This is a genomic window from Kribbella turkmenica (genome assembly GCF_004348725.1).
GTDB lineage: Bacteria > Actinomycetota > Actinomycetes > Propionibacteriales > Kribbellaceae > Kribbella > Kribbella turkmenica.
The window spans coordinates 16,696-36,158 of record NZ_SMKR01000001.1 but is presented as its reverse complement, the minus strand read 5'-3'; the positions used below and the strand labels follow the sequence as shown (position 1 = coordinate 36,158).

The 19,463-nt window shown below is 70.5% G+C and carries 22 protein-coding genes; 2 read left to right on the top strand and 20 right to left on the bottom strand.

Annotation, left to right across the window (positions count from 1 at the left end):
* The 15 genes from E1218_RS00210 to dacB form a co-directional block, all read right to left on the bottom strand.
* Positions 1-783 (bottom strand): inositol monophosphatase family protein, encoded by a 783-nt coding sequence (locus E1218_RS00210; RefSeq protein ID WP_132314894.1) that lies wholly within the window; start codon positions 781-783, stop codon positions 1-3.
* 24 nt (positions 784-807) lie between these two features.
* Positions 808-1,206: a hypothetical protein gene (locus E1218_RS00205; protein ID WP_132314892.1), complete on the bottom strand. Its 399-nt coding sequence runs from the start codon at positions 1,204-1,206 to the stop codon at positions 808-810.
* 36 nt (positions 1,207-1,242) lie between these two features.
* On the bottom strand, positions 1,243-1,683 hold the full coding sequence (locus E1218_RS00200; RefSeq protein WP_132314890.1) for a hypothetical protein: 441 nt from the start codon (positions 1,681-1,683) through the stop codon (positions 1,243-1,245).
* An 11-nt stretch (positions 1,684-1,694) separates the two neighbouring features.
* Positions 1,695-2,234, bottom strand: a complete 540-nt coding sequence (locus tag E1218_RS00195) for a DUF3180 domain-containing protein (RefSeq protein WP_233711901.1) — start codon at positions 2,232-2,234, stop codon at positions 1,695-1,697.
* A 2-nt stretch (positions 2,235-2,236) separates the two neighbouring features.
* Positions 2,237-2,794: a 2-amino-4-hydroxy-6-hydroxymethyldihydropteridine diphosphokinase gene (gene folK, locus E1218_RS00190; protein WP_132314886.1), complete on the bottom strand. Its 558-nt coding sequence runs from the start codon at positions 2,792-2,794 to the stop codon at positions 2,237-2,239.
* Positions 2,791-3,180 (bottom strand): dihydroneopterin aldolase, encoded by a 390-nt coding sequence (folB, locus tag E1218_RS00185; protein ID WP_132314884.1) that lies wholly within the window; start codon positions 3,178-3,180, stop codon positions 2,791-2,793. The genes folK and folB overlap by 4 nt, the downstream gene beginning before the upstream one ends.
* 76 nt (positions 3,181-3,256) lie before the next feature.
* Positions 3,257-3,739: a nuclear transport factor 2 family protein gene (locus E1218_RS00180; RefSeq protein WP_202865682.1), complete on the bottom strand. Its 483-nt coding sequence runs from the start codon at positions 3,737-3,739 to the stop codon at positions 3,257-3,259.
* Entirely contained in the window at positions 3,736-4,533 is a 798-nt protein-coding gene (gene folP / locus E1218_RS00175) for a dihydropteroate synthase (protein ID WP_132315035.1), read from the bottom strand. Before folP ends, E1218_RS00180 begins: the two co-directional genes overlap by 4 nt.
* A gap of 112 nt (positions 4,534-4,645) precedes the next feature.
* Positions 4,646-5,785 (bottom strand): S1 family peptidase, encoded by a 1,140-nt coding sequence (locus tag E1218_RS00170; RefSeq protein ID WP_132314882.1) that lies wholly within the window; start codon positions 5,783-5,785, stop codon positions 4,646-4,648.
* Between the two features lie 163 nt (positions 5,786-5,948).
* Positions 5,949-6,521 (bottom strand): GTP cyclohydrolase I FolE, encoded by a 573-nt coding sequence (gene folE, locus E1218_RS00165; RefSeq protein WP_132314880.1) that lies wholly within the window; start codon positions 6,519-6,521, stop codon positions 5,949-5,951.
* A gap of 78 nt (positions 6,522-6,599) precedes the next feature.
* Positions 6,600-8,636, bottom strand: a complete 2,037-nt coding sequence (ftsH, locus tag E1218_RS00160; RefSeq protein WP_132314878.1) for an ATP-dependent zinc metalloprotease FtsH — start codon at positions 8,634-8,636, stop codon at positions 6,600-6,602.
* Positions 8,637-8,843: 207 nt separating this feature from the next.
* On the bottom strand, positions 8,844-9,395 hold the full coding sequence (hpt, locus tag E1218_RS00155) for a hypoxanthine phosphoribosyltransferase (RefSeq protein WP_132314876.1): 552 nt from the start codon (positions 9,393-9,395) through the stop codon (positions 8,844-8,846).
* Between the two features lie 4 nt (positions 9,396-9,399).
* Positions 9,400-10,404 carry a tRNA lysidine(34) synthetase TilS gene (gene tilS, locus E1218_RS00150; protein WP_325052798.1) on the bottom strand — a complete coding sequence of 335 codons (1,005 nt, stop codon included), beginning with the start codon at positions 10,402-10,404 and terminating at the stop codon, positions 9,400-9,402.
* 31 nt (positions 10,405-10,435) lie between these two features.
* Positions 10,436-11,527 carry a zinc-dependent metalloprotease gene (locus E1218_RS00145; RefSeq protein WP_132314872.1) on the bottom strand — a complete coding sequence of 364 codons (1,092 nt, stop codon included), beginning with the start codon at positions 11,525-11,527 and terminating at the stop codon, positions 10,436-10,438.
* 121 nt (positions 11,528-11,648) lie between these two features.
* Positions 11,649-13,013, bottom strand: a complete 1,365-nt coding sequence (dacB, locus tag E1218_RS00140; protein WP_132314870.1) for a D-alanyl-D-alanine carboxypeptidase/D-alanyl-D-alanine endopeptidase — start codon at positions 13,011-13,013, stop codon at positions 11,649-11,651.
* A gap of 50 nt (positions 13,014-13,063) precedes the next feature.
* Here dacB and E1218_RS00135 point away from each other — a divergent pair, with 50 nt between their 5' ends.
* Entirely contained in the window at positions 13,064-13,552 is a 489-nt protein-coding gene (locus E1218_RS00135) for an inorganic diphosphatase (RefSeq protein WP_132314868.1), read from the top strand.
* Between the two features lie 7 nt (positions 13,553-13,559).
* On the opposite strand, the gene E1218_RS00130 is transcribed toward E1218_RS00135, so the two are convergent.
* The 4 genes from E1218_RS00130 to E1218_RS00115 form a co-directional block, all read right to left on the bottom strand.
* A complete protein-coding gene (locus tag E1218_RS00130; RefSeq protein ID WP_132314866.1) occupies positions 13,560-13,874 on the bottom strand; it encodes a hypothetical protein in 315 nt (104 codons plus the stop codon).
* Between the two features lie 86 nt (positions 13,875-13,960).
* Positions 13,961-15,358 carry a C40 family peptidase gene (locus tag E1218_RS00125; protein WP_132314864.1) on the bottom strand — a complete coding sequence of 466 codons (1,398 nt, stop codon included), beginning with the start codon at positions 15,356-15,358 and terminating at the stop codon, positions 13,961-13,963.
* 265 nt (positions 15,359-15,623) lie between these two features.
* Complete coding sequence (locus E1218_RS00120; RefSeq protein ID WP_132314862.1) at positions 15,624-16,448, bottom strand: endonuclease/exonuclease/phosphatase family protein; 825 nt, start codon at positions 16,446-16,448, stop codon at positions 15,624-15,626.
* An 86-nt stretch (positions 16,449-16,534) separates the two neighbouring features.
* On the bottom strand, positions 16,535-17,605 hold the full coding sequence (locus tag E1218_RS00115) for a WD40/YVTN/BNR-like repeat-containing protein (RefSeq protein ID WP_132314860.1): 1,071 nt from the start codon (positions 17,603-17,605) through the stop codon (positions 16,535-16,537).
* A gap of 132 nt (positions 17,606-17,737) precedes the next feature.
* On the opposite strand from E1218_RS00115, the gene E1218_RS00110 reads away from it, so the two are divergent.
* Complete coding sequence (locus tag E1218_RS00110; protein WP_132314858.1) at positions 17,738-18,622, top strand: bile acid:sodium symporter family protein; 885 nt, start codon at positions 17,738-17,740, stop codon at positions 18,620-18,622.
* On the opposite strand, the gene E1218_RS00105 is transcribed toward E1218_RS00110, so the two are convergent.
* The gene (locus E1218_RS00105; RefSeq protein WP_132314856.1) at positions 18,598-19,443 is read right to left on the bottom strand and encodes a helix-turn-helix transcriptional regulator; all 846 of its coding nucleotides are present in this window, start codon (positions 19,441-19,443) and stop codon (positions 18,598-18,600) included. The genes E1218_RS00110 and E1218_RS00105 overlap by 25 nt on opposite strands.
* Positions 19,444-19,463 lie beyond the last annotated feature (20 nt).

The window sequence follows — 19,463 nt, the reverse complement described above, 5'->3', positions numbered from 1 at the left end:
TCAGCCGAGGGCCTCGCCGATCAGGTCGAGCAGGGGCTCGCGGAGGCCGGCCGAGACGGCGAAAGTGCCACCGGACGCGGGTGAGTGCTCGGCCCCGTCCAGGTCGAGGACGAACATGCCGGCCTCGCGGTTGATCGCCACGCCGGCCATCGTGTCCCAGGGCTTGTTCGAGAACATCACCATCGCGTCGAAGTGGCCGGCCGCGGTCCACGACAGCGCGGTGGCCGCCGTACCGATCATCCGCAGCCGCTGCACCCGCGGGTACAGCAACTTTGTGAGCGCGAGCCGGACGGCGTTCTGCCCGGCCGCGTCCGGGCCGACGGCATAGTCGCCCACGGCAACCAACGCCTCGGACAGGTCGGTGCACTCGCTGCCCCGGATCGGCTGCCCGTTGCAGGTCGCGCCGTGGCCCTCGGCGGCGGCGTACCTGGTCCCGAGCGCCGGGTGGTCGATGACGCCGGCGACCGCGCGGCCCTCGTGGATCAGGCCGAGCGAGATGGCCCACAGCGGCACGCCGTGGACGAAGTTGACCGTTCCGTCGATCGGGTCGAGCACCCAGCGGGTCCCGTCGGTCGCGCCGCCCTCCTCCTCACCGAGGACGCCGATGTCCGGCGTCTCCCGTTCCAGGAACGCCCGGACCTCGCGCTCGACCGCGAAGTCGACCTCGGAGGCCATGTCCCGGTCCCCCTTGGACGTCAGCACGCCCGGCGCCCGGGAGTCGGTGATCGTCCGCCCACGATCGACGGCGGCTTCGGCGACCTTCAGCAGTTCGGAGATGTCCACAAGGCAGAAACCTACGCGACCGCCTCAACCGGCCTCCTGGCTGTCCGCCCCGCGGCGCCAGGACCGCACCGCGGTGAACACTCCGGCCGCGAGCACCCCCGCGGCGGCCGCCTGGCCCGCCTTCCGCCGGCAACCGACGTTTCGGCAGGCGGGGATCGGGTACGGCTGCCCCGGGTTCAGCTCGTGGGTCTCGTCGGCCGCGACGTACGCCGCCGTCGCCGGGAAGTCCCAGCCGTCGGGGTTCAGCAGCCGGTACCAGTCCTGCTCCTCCCAGGCCGTCAGCCGGCAGGTCACGTTCACCGACGGTGACTCGAACGGCGTCGGCCCGAGCCGGCCGATCGGCAGGTGGTCCTGGTTGTACACCGTGACGTGCCCGTTCGGGTCGTTCATCGTCACGGCCGGGTAGTTCGCGTCCAGCCCCATGTCCATCCCCTCCCACACCGCAGTATGGGCGTGGACTCAGGAAGCGGCCAGACCTCGCAGCTTGAGGTCCACGACGGTCGGCGCGTCGGCCTGGGAGTGTTTGTCGCCGGCGGCAACGACCGTGGCGACCTCCTGGTCGATCTTGTCCAGCCGCTCGTCGATTTTGTCCAGCCGGCGCTGCATCAGGTCGACGAACTCGGCGTTCTCGACCACCCGCGCACCGGTGATCCGGGAGTACTCCTGGGCCACCTGGGCCCGTTCCTCGGAATGGGCGAGGCGTTCGACCAGAAGCTGGTGGCGGACCAGCAGCGAGGCACCGACGGCGACCAGGACGGCCACGACGGCGGCCGCCCGCAGGATCCACTGGTTCTGCGAGAACAGGGCGACCGAGACGCCCAGGCAGACGACCACCAGCAGAGAGTTGGCGACGGCGAGAACTGTGGCCCTGGTACGACGGCGGTTACCCCTTGAGCCCATGGACCGACATGTTAGGGGGTGTCGTCGGGGTCCTCGGGAATGCGACACGCGCGTTCGAGCAACAATCCGGCCGTGACGACCAGCACAGAGACCACCGCCGCGGCACCGGCCATGATCACACGGTTGCGGGGCCCGGACGAGCTCACCGCTTCCAGGAAGGATAACGCGAACCCTGCGTAAACACCGGTGCACAACGCGCCGACGAAGGCGCTGGCCTTCCCGATCAGCAGCAGGAACACCGCGCGGGACGGTTCGACCCGTTCCCGCCGTACCTGGACCCGCTGGTGGGTGTTGCGGGCCGCGGCGAACAGCAGCGCGGCCAGGAACGCCCAGGCGACCAGCGTCAGCCAGGACACCGCCGGCGCCACGCCGCCGCCGGACTCGATCGCCTTGACCAGGGTCACGCCGATCGCGGCGCCGAGCACCGCGATCGCGACCAGCAGCCGGCGCGAGGTCGGCCGGACCGACCCCGGCGGCGGCTCGTTGCCGTTGCCGCGACCGTTTCGACGTCCGTCGTCGGGCGCCCGGCCCGGCTCGGGACCGCCGGACACCACTACTGCAGCTCGATGTCGAGCTTGGTGACGCCCTCGGAGCCGACCTTCGTGAGCAGCTCGGCCACCGGTCCGTGGCCGGGCAGCACCGCGTCCGGCTCGATGTCGAGCCAGGGCGCGAGCACGAACGCGCGCTCGTGCGCCCGCGGGTGCGGCACCGTCAGCTCCTCGGACTCGATCGTCTTCTGGCCGTACGTGATCAGGTCGACGTCCAGCGTCCGCGGCGCGCCCGGCACGCTGCGCTCCCGGCCGAACGCCTGCTCGATCGCGTGCGCCCGGTCCAGCAGCATCTCGACCGGCAGCGTGCTGTCGGCGAGCAGGACGACGTTCAGGTACGGGCCGGACTCGCTGGGGCCGCCGATCGGCTGGGTCTCGTACACCGGGGAGACCTCGACCACCACGACGTCCGGGGTGTCCCGCAGCGCGTCGACCGCGCCCTGCAGGTTCGCCTCACGGTCGCCGAGGTTGCTGCCGAGCGACAGGATCACCTGGCGGATCGGTTTGAGGCCACCGCTCAGGGTGTCCGCGTCGATGACGTGGGGACTAGGGGTCTCAGTCACGTAGATTCTCCGGCTCTGCGCTGCACGGTCAGGACAACGTCGTCGAACGGCACCGTGATCGGCGCCGAGGGTTTGTGGATGGTCACCGCGGTCGCTGTCACCCGCCGGTCGGCGAGGCACAGGTCGGCGATGCGCTGGGCGAGGGTCTCGATCAGGTCCACCGGATCACTCTCGATCGCCTGGTGAACCTGCTCGGCCACCACCCCGTAGTTCACGGTGTCGGCCAGGTCGTCGGAAGCCGCCGCGGGCCGGGTGTCCAGCTCCAGCCGGACGTCCACGACGAACTCCTGTCCGTCGGCCCGCTCGTGCTCGAACACCCCGTGACGCCCGAACCCTCGGATGCCACGGATCTCGATCACGTCAGGCGGAAGCGCGGGACCACTCATCCACGTCCTCGCTTCGCTCCGGGCGCGGACCGGACACGAGGCACACTGTGCTGGATGGTGACCTCGCTCCGCTTGCTCACGGCGCCTCCTCCTGTCGGCCCCCAGACGACAGTACCGGTGAGGCATGGTGGATCCACAACCGCCAGCCGGTCGAAGTTTTCCGGAAGACGTTCGTCGCGAGCGCCTTGCCGCCCGCGAACCCCTCCTCCGGCGCACCCTCCCCCGAGGACAGCACGTTCTCCGTACACGTGACGTAGGCCACGTCGTCGTCCACCCGGACCTGCACGTCGGTCAGGAAGAACTGGATGTACGGCGTGTTCGCGAAGATCATCGCCCAGGCCCGCATCATCTCCGGATAGCCGTAGATCGCCGCGTTCCCCGGATGGATGCAGACCGGGTCCGGCTCCGGCAGCCAGACCGCCGCCATCAGGTCCAGGTCGCCGGCCTCGAACGCGTTGTAGAAGGCGGTGTTGGCGGTCAGGACGACGTCCTCGGCCGTGGCACCGCGCGCACCCTCACCATCGGTGCCGTGCCGCGGACCGCCGGATCCGTCCGTCATACCGTTCCCCATCTCTTCGCCACCCGGACCGCATCGGCGCTGGGTGCCACCGCGTGCGCCCGGACACACCAGGCTCCCGCGGCGGCGGCCAGGGCGGATACGGCCGCGCTCGCATCGTCTCGTCGTACGGCCGGTCTGGGTTCACCGGTCTGCTCGTCGGCGAGCAGCCTACCGAGGAACGCCTTCCGGGACGCACCGATCAGCAACGGTCTTTCCAGTACGGAGAATTCCCGCAACCGGCGGAGAATCTCCCAGTTGTGGTCCGCGTTCTTCGCGAAACCGAGGCCGGGATCGAGGGCGACCCGGTTCAGGTCGACGCCGGCGGCCCGCATCGCCTCGATCCGCTCGGCCAGTTCCGCGACCGTCTCGGCGACCACGTCGTCGTACTCGGCCTTGTTCTGCATGTCGATCGAGTGTCCCCGCCAGTGCATGCACACGTACGGCGTACGACGCTCGGCGACCAGCGGGAGCATGCCAGGATCGGCCTGGCCGCCGGACACGTCGTTGATCATCACCGCACCGGCGTCCAGGGCCAGCGCGGCCACCCCGGCGCGCATGGTGTCGACCGAGACCAGTGCGCCGTCGGCCGCGAGCGCCTCGATCACCGGGAGGACCCGGCGGATCTCCTCCTCCGGCGCCGGCCGCTCGGCTCCCGGCCGGGTCGACTCGCCGCCGACGTCGAGCAGGTCGGCGCCTTCGGCCAGCAACTCCCGGCCGTGCTTGATCGCCGCGGCCGGCTCGAACCACTGCCCGCCGTCGGAGAACGAGTCCGGTGTCACGTTGACGACGCCCATGACCAGACACCGGTCCACCACCGGCAGCCCGTCCACGTGACCCCACGACTCAGTTCCCACCCACCCACCGTAGTGGGCCCCACCCCCAGCGGAAGAACAGGCCGCCGCCCAGTCAGTTGCTCAGGACCAGCCGGGACCTGGTGGACTGCAGGACTTCGGCGATCGGCTGCGCGTAGGACTCGCTCGGCCGGCCGTGCTTCTCCAGGCACTGGCCGTTGATCAGCGCCGCCCCGCTGGAGATGCCCTGGGCGTAGTTGCCGGTCATGTTCGCGCCGCCGGAATCGCCGGCCTCGGTGCACGCGGTGTGCTGGAACAGGCCGCGGACGACCCGGTTGTTGCCGTAGTTCACGGTCACGTTCCGCGCGACGATCCGGCCGCAGGTCCAGCCGGTGCTCTTGCCGGACTTGCACAGCGTCGACCCGATGGTGGCGTTCGCGATCCCCTTGACCGCGACGTTCCCGGCCCCCCAGCCCTCGACGTACCCCTGCTGGTCCCAGCCCTCGATCACGCCGACGGTGCCGAAGTCGTTGCCCGGGAAGCTCGACGTCCGGGTGTTCCCGAGGATGTAGCCGTTCCGGGAGAACGACGGCTTGCCCGCCGTGCAGTGCCCGGCGGTGAGGAAGATCCGGGTGCCCTTGGTGGTCCGGGCGTTGAACCCGAGTGAGCAGACGTACCCGGTGTTCTTGTCGACCTTCATCCCGCCGCGCAGGCCGAAGTCGTCGGCGGTCGTGGTCACCGTGCCGGCCGCGGACCGGATCGTCACCAGGCCGCCGTACTCCCTGGCCCGCTCGAGGAACCGCTCGGTGATCAGGTCGTGGGCGCCCTTCGGCACGGTGACCACCACGGTGCCCGAGATCGGGTCGACGTACCAGGACCGGACCTTGCCGGCGCTCGAGCCGACGGCCAGCCGGTTCAGTTCGGCCTGGACCGCGTTCAGCTGGTCGGCGGTGAAGCGGACGAGTTTCGGGATCGCGCCCGCCTGGCGGACCAGGTCGGCGGCGGCCAGGTCGGACACCGCGACGACCAGCTCACCGGCGTCGTCGTAGTAGGTGCCGACGGCCTTCGACCCGAGCTCCGACTGCAGCTGGGTCTCGAGCGTCTCCGCGACCAGTGGCGAGCGGTCGGTCAGCTGACCGGGCTTGATCTCCGCGGACCGTGAATCTGCGGTGGCCCAGTTCGCCGCGACCAGCCCGGCCGCCGTCAGTACGACGGCCCCGGCAAGTGCGGCGCCGACCCGGAAACGCCCCGACATCCTTGTCCTCCCTCACGCCGGCCTCCGGTCCTGTCGACCGAACGCACCCTACGGAAAGTAAACGGTCAGCGACAGAATGTCCACAGATTCCGGCTCTCAAACTCCAACGAAGACAACGGCACGGAAGCTACGGCCCGCGCGGAATCGGTCGGCGGGGGCGACGTCAGCCGACGATCAGGCTCATCGCCTCGGCGCGGGTCACCGGGTTGCGGAGCTGGCCGCGGACGGCCGACGTGATCGTCTTGGCGCCCGGTTTCCGGACGCCGCGCATGGTCATGCACAGGTGCTCGCACTCGATCACCACGATCACGCCGCGCGGCTCCAGCAACTCGATCAGCGAGTCGGCGACCTGGGTGGTCAGGCGTTCCTGCACCTGCGGCCGCTTCGCATAGACGTCCACCAGCCGGGCGAGCTTCGACAGCCCGGTGATCCGGCCCTCCCGGCTCGGGATGTAGCCGACGTGCGCGACGCCGGTGAACGGCACCAGGTGGTGCTCGCACAGGCTCCAGACCTCGATGTCCTTCACCAGGACCATCTCGTCGTGACCGATGTCGAACGTGGTGGTGAGCACGTCCTCGGCCCGCTGGCCCAGTCCGCCGGTCATCTCGGCGTACGAGCGGGCCACCCGGGCCGGGGTCTCCTTGAGCCCCTCGCGGTCGGGATCCTCCCCGATCGCGATCAGCAGCTCCCGGACCGCCCGCTCGGCGCGAGCGTGATCGAATTTCGGCGACGTCATCGGGCCACTCTAGGTCGCCGGACCCGCCGGGAACGACGAACGCCGCCGCCCGGGCCCGGACGGCGGCGTTCATGGTGCTCAGTCCTTCGGTGACGGCGGGGTCGGGCCGCTGCCGTAGTTCGGCGGCTTGACGGCCTCGTCCGGGCCGACCGCACCGCCCGGCAGCACGTCGGACAGCGAGCCGTTCTGCTCGCCGCGCGTCGGCACCGGCATCACCGGCGGCTGGTCCGACGGCACCCGGGTGGACGAACCGGTCCAGGCCGGCCGCCGCTCCCGCTTGACCACCGGGGCGAAGACCCGGGCGATCTCGTTCTTGTCCAGGGTCTCCTTCTCCAGCAGCTCCTCGACCAGGTGGTCCAGGACCGCCCGGTTCTCGGCGAGGATGTCGAAGGCCTCCTGGTGCGCGTTCAGGATCAGCTTGCCGACCTCCTCGTCGACCGCGGCCGCGATCTCCTCGGAGTAGTTCCGCTGGCTGCCGATGTCGCGGCCCAGGAACGGCTCACTGCTGTCCTGGCCGAACTTGATCGCGCCCAGCCGCTCGGTCATGCCGTACTGCGTGACCATCGCGCGGGCCAGCGCGGTCGCCTTCTCGATGTCGTTGCTGGCGCCGGTGGTCGGGTCGTGGAAGACCATCTCCTCGGCCGCCCGGCCGCCCAGCATGTAGGCGAGCTTGTCCAGCATCTCGGACCGGGTGGTCGAGTACTTGTCCTCGTCCGGCATCACCATGGTGTAGCCGAGCGCCCGGCCGCGCGGCAGGATCGTCACCTTCTGCACCGGGTCGGAGTGCGGCAGCGCGGCGGCGACCAGGGCGTGCCCGCCCTCGTGGTACGCCGTCAGCACCTTCTCCTTGTCGGACATCAGCCGGCTGCGGCGCTGCGGACCGGCGATGACGCGGTCGATCGCCTCGTCCAGCCCACGGTTGTCGATCACCTGCTTGTTCGAGCGGGCGGTGAGCAGGGCCGCCTCGTTCAGCACGTTGGCCAGGTCGGCACCGGTGAAGCCCGGCGTCCGGCGGGCGACCGCGGTCAGGTCCACGTCCGGCGCCATCGGCTTGCCGCGGGCGTGCACCTTCAGGATCTGCTCACGACCGGGCAGGTCGGGCGCGTCCACGGCGATCTGCCGGTCGAACCGGCCCGGCCGCAGCAGCGCCGGGTCGAGGACGTCGGGCCGGTTGGTGGCCGCGATCAGGATCACACCGCCGCGGACGTCGAAGCCGTCCATCTCGACCAGCAGCTGGTTCAGGGTCTGCTCGCGCTCGTCGTGGCCACCGCCGAGGCCCGCGCCCCGGTGCCGGCCGACGGCGTCGATCTCGTCGATGAACACGATCGCCGGGGCGTTCGTCTTGGCCTGCTCGAACAGGTCGCGGACCCGGGACGCACCGACACCGACGAACATCTCGACGAAGTCCGACCCGGAGATCGAGTAGAACGGCACGCCGGCCTCGCCGGCGACCGCGCGGGCCAGCAGGGTCTTACCGGTACCGGGCTGGCCGTAGAGCAGCACGCCCTTCGGGATCTTCGCGCCGACCGCCTGGAACTTGCCCGGCTCCTGCAGGAACTCCTTGATCTCGCCGAGCTCCTCGATCGCCTCGTCACAGCCGGCCACGTCCGCGAAGGTGGTCTTCGGGGTGTCCTTGGTGATCAGCTTGGCCTTCGACTTGGCGAAGCTCATCACCCGGGAGCCGCCGCCCTGCATGGAGTTCATCAGGAAGATGAACACGACCGCGATCAGCAGGAACGGGATCAGCGTGGAGAACACCTGGCCGATGAAGCTCGGCTTCGGGTTCTCGACGTCGTACCGCTCGATCTTCTTGTCGTCGAACAGCTTCTGCACCGACTGGCCGAGGGCGTTCGCCTGGCCGTCGACCCAGTGCGCCCGGATCTTGGTGCCGTCGGTCTTCTCGACCCGGATCTCCTGGTCGGGATCGATCAGCGTCACCGACTTGATCGTCTTGTCCGACGAGTTCGTGGCCTGCTGGATCAGCTGCACGACCTGGCCGGTGGGCTCGGTCTTGTACCCGGTCGAGCCGGTCAGGAGCTGTCCGATCACCAGAACGCCCAGGAAGGCGACGACGATCCAGAACAGGGGTCCGCGGAAGATACGCTTCACGTCCATGATCGAGGCCTGAGCCCCGTCCCTCCTAGCTCGGCAGGCCCGGGTTTGCGGGCTTGAGACGGTAACACCAGTCCAAGTGTCTCGTGCCGCACAAGACAACACACCACGAGGGTCACCAAAGGACCGTACGACCTGTTGTACAGGCTGTCACCAATTCTGCCCCGGCGGCCAGGACCGGGGTGTGGGAAGGGAAGGTCCGCGCGCAGCTCAGGAGTAGACGTGCGGGGCCAGCGTGGCCACGCACCGCAGGTTCCGGTACTTCTCCGCGTAGTCGAGCCCGTACCCGACGACGAACTCGTCCGGCAGCTCGAGGCCGACGTACTTCACCGGGACCGCCATCTTGGCGGCGTCCGGCTTCACGAACGCGGTGCACAGCTCGAGCGAGGCCGGCTTGCGGGACTCCAGGTTGCTGACCAGCCAGCTGAGCGTCAGCCCGGTGTCGATGATGTCCTCGACGATCAGCACGTGCCGGTTCGTGATGTCGGTGTCCAGGTCCTTCTGGATCCGGACCACCCCGGACGACTTGGTGCCCGACCCGTACGACGAGATCGCCATCCAGTCCATCTCGACGTGCCGGCCGAACGACCGGGCGAGGTCGGCCATCACCATCACGGCGCCGCGCAGGACGCCGACCATCAGGAGGTCCTTGCCCTCGTAGTCCCGCTCGATCCGCCCTGCCAGCTCCCGCAGCTTCGCCAGGATCTGGTCCTCGGTGTAATGGATCTTGCTCAGGTCCTTCTCGATGTCCGACGCATCCACGCGATCAGCCTGTCACATCGGGACCGAGGACGATGAATCCACCCCGTCTGGCGGCCCGGATCCCTTGCGGCAGGTCGATCCAGCGCTGCCCGCGCCAGCCGGTGACGAGCGCGTCGACCGCGGCGACGTGCCCGGCGGTGAGGTCCGTGGCCCGGCAGCCCGCCTCCAGCGCCGCCTGCCGCAGCACCCGGGTGCGGACGGCGTCCGGCTGCGACTCGAGCGTGCCGACGTCACAATGCACTTCCCCGTCCGTACGCCGTACCGCGGTCTCGGCGACCTCGGCGGCGAGCATGTCCAGCGCATCCGCGTCCGCCCGGAGCAGCCCCGCGGTCCGGGCGAGCGCCTCGACCACACCGGGCCCGAGCGCCCCCTCCAGCACCGGGAGCACCTCGTGGCGCACGCGGACCCGGGTGAACTGCGGGTCGTCGTTGTGCGGGTCGTGCCAGGGCCGCAGCCCGGAAGCCACGCACGCGGCGGCCGTGGTCGCGCGGGGCAGCTCGAGGAACGGCCGGCGCAGCAGTCCGGCGACCGCGGCCATTCCGGCCAGCGAGCGAGCACCCGAGCCGCGGGCGAGCCCTAGCAATACAGTCTCGGCCTGGTCGTCCCGAGTGTGAGCCAGCAGTACGAAGTCCGCCCCGAACTCGTCGGCCGCGTCCCGCAGAGCGTCGTACCGGGCCACTCGGGCCGCTCCCTCGGGCCCGCCCTCGCTACCGACCTCGACGGCCCGCACCTGCACCGGATCGAGGCCGAGCGACCGGCACTGCCCGGCGGCGATCTCCGCGGTCTGCGCGGAGTCGGCCTGGAGGCCGTGGTCGACGATGACGGCGCCGGCGCGCAACTTCAGCTTCGGGGCCTCGAAGGCGGTCGCGGCCGCCAGCGCGAGCGAGTCGGTGCCGCCCGAGCAGGCGACCAGCACGGTCGTGCCCGGCGGCAGCTCCGACAGCACGCCGCGCACCGCCTCCCGGGTGCGCGCCACTGCGGGGTGCAGCTTCCCCCTCCGGTGTTCCACCAACTCCTCGGCCGCCCACCTGCCGGGCGGTTCAGCCGTGGAGTCGGGTGACCCAGGCATCGGGGCTCGCGATCTCGTGCTTGGTCGGCAGGGTGTTCGGCCCGGTCCACACCCGGTTGAACCCCTCCATGCCGACCCTGTCGACCACCTGGCGGACGAACGCGGCGCCGTCCTTGTACTGCCGCAGCTTGGCGTCCAGGCCGAGCAGCCGCTTCAGCAACTGGTCGACCGGGTTCCCGCTCTGCCGGCGGGAGGTGAACTTGGACCGGATGGTGTCCACGGTCGGGATCACCGACGGGCCGACGCCGTCCATGACGAAGTCCGCGTGGCCCTCCAGCAGCGACATCACCGCGGTCAGCCGGTCCAGCACGGCCCGCTGCTCGGGCGACTGCATCAGGTCGACCAGGCTCAGCTCGGCCTCGCCCCGCACCGACCGCCCCAGCCGCTGCACGGCCTCCCGGAACATCGCCGCGTACGCCGACGCGTCCAGCTCGGCCTGGTCGAGGAACAGCGCGATCTCCGACCGCAGGTGGTCCCGCAGCCACGGCACGGCCGTGAACTGGACCCGGTGCGTCTCCTCGTGCAGACACACCCACAACCGGAAGTCCCGCGGTACGACGCCCAGCTCGGACTCCACGTGCATCACGTTCGGCGCGACCAGCAGCAGCCGTCCGGTGAGGTCGGGGCGGTCCGGGTCCGGCTCGGACGGGTAGAACGGGTCGAACTGACCCAGCACCCGCGACGACAGGAACGCGAGCAGCGCGCCGGCCTCGATCGCGGTCACCCGGGAGCCGACCGCGGACGACAGCCCGCCGGCCCGCTCCGCCTTCTCGCGCAGCTTGTCCGCGAGCGGCTGCAGGACGGTCCGGAAGCCGTCCGCGTTCGCCTGCACCCAGCCGGGCCGGTCGACGATCACCACCGGCGCGGTGGCCGAGGTGGCCGTCAGCCCGGTGAACTCGCGCACATGGTGCTCGGAGTCGGCCGCGAACTGGCGCAACTCGGCGACCACCTGATCCGCCTCGGCGCGACTGACCGCCGGGCCTGGCCGGAGGAGCTTGCGCGCCACTCCGGTCGCCAGCTGCCAGTCGACCATCTCCGCCGCCGCCGGGCCTTCCGTACTCATCCACGTCCTCGCTTCGCTCCGGGCGCGGATGAGACACAAGGCACCCTGCGCTCGATGATGAACTCGCTCCGCTCGTTCATGGTGTCGACCCTAGTCGCATGTCCCAACATGCGCCTGCCGTTCAGCCGGCACAGCCGCAATTGGCCAGCACGGCGGACGCTCGGTCGAGGGCCGCCCGGGCGTCCAGCGTCTTGGGAACGGGCACGCTGTCGGACGCCACCGCGAAGACCAGCAGCGTGCCGGTGCGGTCCCGCACCAGCCCGGCCAGGCTGTGCACCCCGGTGAGCGTGCCGGTCTTGGCACGGACCAGTCCGGTACCCGAGCCGGTCCCGGCCGTGGCGAACCGGTCCTCGAGACTCCCGCTGAACCCGGCGACCGGGAGCCCGGTCAGCAGGTGCCGCAGCTCGGGGTGGTCGTCCGACACCGCCACGCGGACCGCACCGGCCAGCACGTGCAGTGGAACGAGATTTGTCCGGGTCAGGCCGCTGCCGTCGTAGATCTGGGCCTTGCTGACGTCCAGACCGAGCTTGGTGAGCGTCGCCTTCAAGCCCTTGACCCCGCCGACGGTGGAACCGCCGTTGTTCGTCGCGAGACCGACGTGCCGCAGCAGGACCTCCGCACCGTCGTTGTCGCTGTGCAGGTTCACGTACTCGACGATCTCGCCGACACTCGGCGAAGCCACCTGCGCGACCGGCTTCGCCGCGGCCGGCGCGACCGCCGCCCGGAGGGCGGGCGCCACGGTGACGCCGGCCGCGCGCAACTGAGCCGCGAACGCCGAGGCCGCCGCCTGCGCCGGGGAGTCGGCGCGCTTGGCCATGCCCGGCGTCAGTCGGCCCTCGTTCACCCATAGCGCGGACGTCGGCGCCGCGATGCCTTCGGGGACGTAGTTCGGCTGCCATCTCGGGTTGACCGCGGGTCCGGTGAACAGCGAGGCGTCGTACCCGAGCGTGACGCTTCGGACGCCTTGAGCTTTCAGCGCTTTCGCCGTACTCGCGGCCAGGTCCTGCAGGGAGGCGCGGGTCGGGTAGTCGGTGGGATCCTTCTGGCGCTTCACGGTCAGCAGCGGGTCGCCGCCGCCGACCAGGATCAGCGAGCCCGGGGTGGCGCTGACCACCTTCGTGGTGAAGGTACGGTCCGCGCCGATCGCGTCGAGCGCCGCCACCGTCGTCAGGAGCTTCAGCGTGGAGGCCGGGACGTACGGCGTCGTCGCACCGAACGAGAACACCGGCTGGTCGCGCGAGGCGTCGTACACGTAGATGCCGCGGTGCTTGCCGAGCGCCGGGTCGGCGAGGATCGGGGTCAGCGCCTTCCGGACGCCGGCCGCGGTCGGCGCGACCCCCTCGGCCTTCGCCGGGGCCAGCACAGCCGGCGCCTGGACCTGCGCGGTCCGGGCTGATCCGGGCGCGGCCTCGGCACCGCTCGCCAGGCTCACTCCGAGCGCTGCGGCGAGCAGCGTGACGAACGCCGCACGAGGAGGACGGATCACCGGGCTGCTCCTGTCATTCGGTCGGTCGGAACCGTGACAGTATCTGCCGTATGGAGTTCGACGTCTTCATCGAGATCCCCAAGGGCACTCGCAACAAGTACGAGCTGGACCACAAGACGAACCGGCTGCGGCTCGACCGCACCCTGTTCACGGCCACTCAGTACCCGTCCGACTACGGGTTCATCGAGGACACCCTCGGTCAGGACGGCGACCCGCTGGACGCACTGGTGCTGCTGACCGAGCCGACCTTCCCGGGCTGCCTGATCCGGGCCCGCGCGATCGGCATGTTCCGGATGACCGACGAGAAGGGGCCGGACGACAAGGTTCTCTGCGTCCCGGCGGGCGACCCGCGCCAGGAGCACCTGCGCGACATCCATCACGTGCCCGAGTTCGACCGGCTCGAGATCCAGCACTTCTTCGAGGTCTACAAGGACCTGGAGCCGGGCAAGTCCGTCGAGGGCGCCACCTGGGTCGGCCGGTCCGACGCCGAGGCCGAGATCTCCGCCTCCTTCGAGCGCCTGAAGACCGAGCATCACTGACCCCGGCCTACCAGCCGACCAACGAGTACGGCGTCGGCTCCACCCGCGGCGCCGTCGCCTCACTGCCCGAACCACCCCCGGCGTCGTCCGGCGCCCGGAAGTCGCCTGACCCTGCCGTGGCGCTCGACGTTCGGTAGTCACCCGGTGCCCCGGCATCGGTCCGTGCGCACCACGTCCCGGCGACGCTCGACGAGGGCTGCGGACCGTCGACCGCCTCGGCACCGGGCGGTGAACCACTCCCGGTCAACGGGCCGCCGCCCGTCCGCACCCGGACCCTGGCCATCGCGGAGGCGAGCATCGTCTTGCCGCGCAAAGGATTCATCAGTGGCACCGTCCTGCGCCGGACGGGCGGACACCGGCTGACTAGAAGGGGCCTCCGGCAACAAGGAGCTTGCCGGAGGCAAGAACTCAGGGGCGGCCGAAGAAGTCCGGCGGTTCCCAGTAGTACACGCTGTCGATCCGCACCGGCTTGCCGGACCGGGGCGCGTGCACCATCCGCCCGTTGCCGAGGTACATGCCGACGTGGTGGATCGTGCCCGGGTCGTCCGGATCGACCGACCAGAAGATCAGGTCACCGGGCCGCAGCTCGTCCTCGTCGATGTGCCGGACCTGCTCGTACTGCGCGACACTGTAGTGCGGCAGGTAGACGCCCGCCTTCGCCCAGGCGCCCTGGGTCAGGCCGGAGCAGTCCCACCGGTTCGGGCCGGTCCCGCCCCACAAGTACATGTCGCCGAGCTGGTCCAGGGCGAAGTCGATCGCGGCCCCGGCACCCTGACGCGTGGGCCGGTCGTCGTCCCGCGGCCGGTCCGGCTTCTCGTTCTTCGGCGGCCTCTTCCCCGGGTCCTTCTGCTGCTCCTTCTCCTGCTCGCGCCGCTCACGCTCCGCGCGCGCCTTCTCGGCCGCTTCCCGGGCCGCCTCCCGCCGCCGCTCGGCGGCCTCCCGGGCGGCGATGCGGCGCTGCAGCTCGGCGGCCTTCTTCGCGGCGAGTGCGGCGGCTCGCTGGCGCGCAAGCTCCTCGAGTCCCCGCTGCCGCTGGGCGGCCACTTCGGTCGACGTGTTCTGCAGGACGGCGAGCTGCGTGATCGCCTGCTTCCGCTCGACGCCCATCGCGGTGACCGCGGACGCCTGGGCCTGCTCGGCGGCCTGGGCGGCCTTCTTGGCCTTGGCCGCCTCGTCGGTGGCCTGCTTGACCTTCACGACGGCCTGGTCGGCCTGCACCTTGAACAGGTTCGTCACCACCTGCGTCGCGGTGTAGCGCAGGTACGACCCCTGCATCGCGGCCGAGACCGAGCGTGCGGCCCCGGCCGAGTCCAGCAGTTGCTGCGGCCCGTCCGCGGTGAACAGCGGCGCCAGCTGCGCCACGTCGCCACCACCCTGGTACGACGCCGCGGCGAACCGGCCGATCAGCTGTCGCTGGGTCGTCAGGGTCTGCTGCGCCTTGGCGGCCCGGACCGCCGCCTGGGCCGCCTCGGTCTTGGCCAGCTGGAGCTTGTAGACCGCGCCGTTGTACGCCTCGGCGGCGATCCCGGTCGCGACGCCGAGCTGCTCGAGCCGCGCGCCGGCGGCGGCGAGCTGGTTCTCGATCGCCTTCACCTGGGCGGCCTTCGCGGAGGCGGCTTGCTCGGCCCGCTCGACCGCACCCTTGGACGGAATGACCGGCGGCTTCGGCTTGGCCTGCGCCGGGACGGGGATGACGGCCATCGAGCCGGCCAGACAGACCGCGAGCACCCCGGAGAGCAGCGCTCTGCCGGTCTTCCCAGTGCCCGCGACCCGCCGACCGGACATGGCCCCTGAGGGCGTCCGCATCGGGTCGTTCCTTCCGCCGGTCACGAACCCCTTCCCCAGGGTTCGTGAACTTTTGGTCCTCTTGGACCTCATACGCGACACTAGTTGCCTGCAGCCCCAATGGGAACACCTTTCACACAAGTAACTTCATTTCACCTGCGTGTCGGGTTGACAAACTACAAGCTTGTGATTTCGCGCGCGCTGCGACCGGACCGCTGCCGGGGGCAACGAAAAACGGCGCCCACCGGTCTGAGCCGGAGGGCGCCGTCGGCGCGTCGGACGGTGGTCAGCGAACGGTGTAGGAAGCCACCACCGGGAGATGGTCGGAGGCGGGCGAGACCGGTACGGCGGCCTTCTTCGGCGTCACCCGGGAGCTGTGCAGCAGGTAGTCGATCCGGGCCGTCGGGTTCTCGGCCGGGCTCGTGTACCCGGGTCCGGTGCCGACATCGACCCAGGTGTCCGACAGCAACGCGGTCAGCGTCTTGATCTCCGGCGCGTCCGGCCGGGCGTTCAGGTCGCCGACCAGCATCGTCGGCTGCTCGGACGCCCCGAGCACCGAGACCACCTTCTGCGCCTGCTCGAGCCGCTCGGCGTTGTTGTTGTGGGTCAGGTGGGTGTTCGCGAACCGCAACTCGACCCCGCGCACCTTGATCGTCGCCACCGCCAGGCCGCGCTGCTCCTGGCCCGGGTACTTCGGCAGCAGGGTGTTGGTGAAGTCCTTGATCGGGTAGCGCGACAGGATCGCGGTCCCGTACTGCCGGTTCGGTTCACCCGGGTTCAACGGCGGCAGGTCGAGATTGGCCGCGTACCCGTAGTGCATGTTCAGCCGCTTGGCGAACCAGGCCGGCTGGTCGACCCGGTTGCTCCGCTCGCTCCAGTGCCGGTCCACCTCCTGCAGCCCGATCACGTCCGCCCCGGACTTCTCGATCAGGACGGCGATCCGCTCCAGGTCGAGGACGCCGTCGTACCCGGCGCCGTGGTGGATGTTGTACGTCATCACGGTCAGCGGACGCTCCGGCCGGCCGGCCGTGTCCGCCGGCTCGGCGGCGACCGCCGAGGTGGGTGCCAGCATCAGAAGTCCCGCAATCGTCCCCAGCAAGAGTTTGCGCATGGTCCCAATCCTGGCAGATCTGGATACGTTTCCCACCCCACCGCCGCGGTCAGGTGGGCGACGTGCGAGTGTCGCCCACCTGAACATCACCGGGTCAGCCGGGCGACCGCGCCCCGCGCACCAGAGGCCCAGCACCCGGCCTTGGATCCGTGCCCGGCGCACTCGACGCTGTCGAAGCTGCCGTCGTAGAACTGCTCCCAGCTGCGCCCGCCGTCGTAGCTCACGTCACTGCCCGACGGGCCCACCGCGATCACGGTAGCGGGCGTGTTCGGCACGAACGCGGAACCACTCCGGTAGCCCTTCGGCGCCTTCTCGGCCGGCACCAGCTTCCAGCTGCGGCCACCGTCGTCCGTGACCGAGGCGGCCTTCACCGCCTCGGTCGGCTTGAGGAAGTCACCGCCGACGGCGACGCCGAACAGCGAGTTGCGGAACGCGAGGCTGAAGATCCCGGCCGCCTCGCCGCTCGCCATCGGCGAGTCCGCGACCGTCCACCGCTTGCCGCCGTCGACGGTCCGGAACACCCGCGGCCGGTCGCCGCCGCCGGTCGCGAACCACGCGGTCCGGCCGGAACCGGCGACCAGGCAGGTGCCGCTGGCCGCGAACGCGAACTCACCCGGCAGCGCGGCCGGCATCCCGGCCGTCGGCTGGACCTTCCACGACCTGCCGCCGTCCGCGGTGGCGAGGATCCGGAACTTGCCGTCCACCGGATCGCTCAACGCCAGCCCACGCTTGCCGTCGAAGAAGTCGAAGCAGTCGTAGAACGCGTTCGGGTCGGTGTTGCGGAACGTCTCGGTCCACGACCTGCCGCCGTCCGCGGTCCGGTAGACCCGCGAGTCCTCGCCGTTCCCGATCGACAGCACCACCGCGCGCTCGGCGTCGAACGCCTCGACGTCGCGGAACTGCACGGTCTCCGCGCCGGCCGGGCTGACGTTCTGCCAGTGCTTCCCGCCGTCGACGGTCCGCAGCACCTGCCCACCCGACCCACCGGCCCAGGCGACGTCCTTGCTCACCGTCGCCAGCCCGCGGAACTGCGCCGTACTCCCGGTCGGCGTCAGCTCCCACTCGTACGACGGCTTGCCGCTCGCCTGGGCGGGGACGAGCTGAGACATCAACAGCAGACCTCCTGCCGCAATCGCGGCCACACGCAGGATTCTCATGCGCGTGAACCTAGCCGAAGTTCACATCGCAGTCAGCCGGAAGGACTGGGCGGTCGTGCCGTCGCAGGTGAACTCTTGCTCCCGGCCCGCGTCGCTGTCACCCTGAGCCACCGACCTTCGAAGGGCTCGCAGATGGACGACTCCGTGCTGACCTCGGTACTGCTGCCGATCGCGCTCGCGATCATCATGCTCGGCCTCGGCCTGACCCTGACGGTCGCCGACTTCACCCGGGTACTCCGGATGCCGCGAGCGGTCCTGATCGCACTCGGCGTCCAGGTGATCCTGCTTCCGCTGATCTGCTTCGGCCTGGTGGAACTCTTCGGCCTGGCGCCCGCACTGGCCGTCGGCATGATGTTGCTGGCCGCGTCGCCGGGCGGCACGACGGCCAACCTGTTCAGCCACCTGGCCGGCGGTGACGTGGCCCTGAACGTCACCCTGACCGCAGTGAACTCGGTGCTCGCCGTGATCACCCTGCCGATCGTGGTCAACCTGTCGCTGGCCCACTTCCTCGGCGACGGCGAGATCGGCCTGCAACCGGCCAAGATGCTGCAGGTGTTCGCGATCGTGCTGGTCCCGGTCGCCCTCGGCATGCTGTTGCGGAACAAGCTGCCGGCGTTCGCGGAGCGGATGGCGCGGCCGGTGAAGCTGGGCTCGATCCTCGTGCTGGCGCTGGTGATCTTCGCCGCGATCTACAGCGAGCGCGACAACGTGCTCGACTACATCGCCGCCGTCGGCGTGGTCGCCGTACTGCTGAACGTCCTCAGCCTCGCGCTCGGGTACGCCGTTCCCCGGCTGACCGGCCTGGGTGAGCGGCAGTCGATCGCCTGCTCGATGGAGATCGGCATCCACAACGCGACCCTCGCGCTCACCATCGCGCTCAGCCCGAGCCTGCTCGGCAACAGCGAGATGTCCATCCCGGTGGCGGTCTACGGCATCGTGATGTTCTTCCCCACCGCGTTGTTCGCCTACTACCTCAGCCGGCGGACGACGGTTCAGCGCGCCGGGTCGAGTGTCTGACCGCCGAGCACCGACAGGAGCTGCAGCTTCTCCGCGCTCTCGCTGCCGGGCGTCGCGGTGAAGACGACCAGCGTCTGCTGCTGGTCACGGTTGTCGATCACCTCGCAGTACAGTTCGAGCTCGCCGACCACCGGATGGTCGAACCGCTTGGTCCGGCTGTGCGCGACCCCGACCTCGTGGACGTCCCAGATCGCGGCGAACTCCGGACTCAGGTTCTGCAGGGTCCGGACCAGCTGGGCGGCGTACGACCTGGGGCCGTCCGCGGTGGCGACCGAACGCAGCCAGGAGACCAGCATCCGGCTGTGGGTCGACAGCTCCGGCTCGCGGTACAGGGTCCGCGACGCCGGGTCGGCGAACCAGCGGTAGAACTCGCTGCGCTCCATCCCTTCGAGGTTGGTCTGCTCGCCGGCGAACGCGACGTGCGCCGGCGTCTGCGCGAGGGTCTCGCCGTGCCGGCTGAGCAGCATCGCGGGCGTGTCCTGCAGCCGGTCGAGGATCCGCAGCATCCCCGGGTCGACGTGACCGGCCCGGGTCGTCCGCGGCGGCCGGCCGTGCCCGGCGAGCACGAACAGGTGGTCGCGCTCCTCCAGCGTCAACCGGAGCGCCCGGGCGATCGAGCCGAGCATGTCGACCGACGGCTGCGGGCCGCGGCCACTCTCGAGCCGGCTGTAGTAGTCGGCCGACATCGACGCCAGCGCGGCGACCTCCTCGCGCCGCAGACCGGGCGTACGGCGGCGCCGGCCACGCGGCATGCCCACGTCCTCGGGCTGCAGGGCCTCGCGTCGTTTCCGCAGGAAATCGGACAGGCCGCCGTACTCCATGACTCCAGTGTCCCGGACTC

Excerpts from the sequence above, each read along its gene's own strand:
- E1218_RS00105 (WP_132314856.1), bottom strand. The coding sequence starts at position 19,443 with ATGGAGTACGGCGGCCTGTCCGATTTCCTGCGGAAACGACGCGAGGCC.
- E1218_RS00170 (WP_132314882.1), bottom strand. The coding sequence starts at position 5,785 with ATGTCGGGGCGTTTCCGGGTCGGCGCCGCACTTGCCGGGGCCGTCGTA.
- E1218_RS00135 (WP_132314868.1), top strand. The coding sequence starts at position 13,064 with ATGGAGTTCGACGTCTTCATCGAGATCCCCAAGGGCACTCGCAACAAG.
- folP (WP_132315035.1), bottom strand. The coding sequence starts at position 4,533 with ATGGGCGTCGTCAACGTGACACCGGACTCGTTCTCCGACGGCGGGCAG.
- E1218_RS00145 (WP_132314872.1), bottom strand. The coding sequence starts at position 11,527 with ATGAGTACGGAAGGCCCGGCGGCGGCGGAGATGGTCGACTGGCAGCTG.
- E1218_RS00110 (WP_132314858.1), top strand. The coding sequence starts at position 17,738 with ATGGACGACTCCGTGCTGACCTCGGTACTGCTGCCGATCGCGCTCGCG.
- E1218_RS00180 (WP_202865682.1), bottom strand. The coding sequence starts at position 3,739 with ATGACGGACGGATCCGGCGGTCCGCGGCACGGCACCGATGGTGAGGGT.
- folB (WP_132314884.1), bottom strand. The coding sequence starts at position 3,180 with ATGAGTGGTCCCGCGCTTCCGCCTGACGTGATCGAGATCCGTGGCATC.
- E1218_RS00130 (WP_132314866.1), bottom strand. The coding sequence starts at position 13,874 with ATGAATCCTTTGCGCGGCAAGACGATGCTCGCCTCCGCGATGGCCAGG.
- E1218_RS00205 (WP_132314892.1), bottom strand. The coding sequence starts at position 1,206 with ATGGGGCTGGACGCGAACTACCCGGCCGTGACGATGAACGACCCGAAC.
- E1218_RS00115 (WP_132314860.1), bottom strand. The coding sequence starts at position 17,605 with ATGAGAATCCTGCGTGTGGCCGCGATTGCGGCAGGAGGTCTGCTGTTG.
- folE (WP_132314880.1), bottom strand. The coding sequence starts at position 6,521 with ATGACGTCGCCGAAATTCGATCACGCTCGCGCCGAGCGGGCGGTCCGG.
- ftsH (WP_132314878.1), bottom strand. The coding sequence starts at position 8,636 with ATGGACGTGAAGCGTATCTTCCGCGGACCCCTGTTCTGGATCGTCGTC.
- E1218_RS00125 (WP_132314864.1), bottom strand. The coding sequence starts at position 15,358 with ATGCGGACGCCCTCAGGGGCCATGTCCGGTCGGCGGGTCGCGGGCACT.
- E1218_RS00200 (WP_132314890.1), bottom strand. The coding sequence starts at position 1,683 with ATGGGCTCAAGGGGTAACCGCCGTCGTACCAGGGCCACAGTTCTCGCC.
- E1218_RS00120 (WP_132314862.1), bottom strand. The coding sequence starts at position 16,448 with ATGCGCAAACTCTTGCTGGGGACGATTGCGGGACTTCTGATGCTGGCA.